Source organism: Chitinivibrio alkaliphilus ACht1, from assembly GCF_000474745.1.
Lineage (GTDB): Bacteria > Fibrobacterota > Chitinivibrionia > Chitinivibrionales > Chitinivibrionaceae > Chitinivibrio > Chitinivibrio alkaliphilus.
The window spans coordinates 1-451 of record NZ_ASJR01000083.1 but is presented as its reverse complement, the minus strand read 5'-3'; the positions used below and the strand labels follow the sequence as shown (position 1 = coordinate 451).

Here is a 451-nt window from a genome sequence, read left to right as displayed (position 1 = left end):
TTACAATCCTTGATGGCTACAGTCGCTACATTGTTCACTGGGATTTGAGGGAACGCATGAAAGATGAGGACATTGGAGTTGTTCAGCAACGTGCCAAAGAGCTCTTTCTGGGGGAACAGCCGCGGTATATCAGCGATAATGGTAAACAGTTTACCAGTCGTGAGTTTAAGCATTTTATCGAGGAAAATGATCTCACTCATGTTACTACCTCCCCGTATTACCCTCAGAGCAACGGAAAGCTTGAGCGGTATCATAAAAGCATTAAATCAGAATGCATTAGGGTAAAATGCCCCTTATCATTGGAAGAGGCAAAGAAGGTGATTGGAGGATATGTTAAACATTACAATGAAGAGCGACTTCACAGTGCCATCGAATACGTTACACCAAAGACAAAGCTGGAAGGAAGGGAGCGGGAAATTATTACGAAACGAGATAGAAAACTTGAAAAAAG

At 42.4% G+C, this 451-nt stretch carries 1 protein-coding gene; it reads left to right on the top strand.

Features of this window, described 5'->3' with window-relative positions; all coding sequences use genetic code 11:
• Positions 1 to 56: 56 nt before the first annotated feature.
• Positions 57 to 451, top strand: a 395-nt coding sequence (locus CALK_RS12725) for an integrase core domain-containing protein (protein WP_239638453.1), incomplete at its 3' end; no start/stop codon positions are given.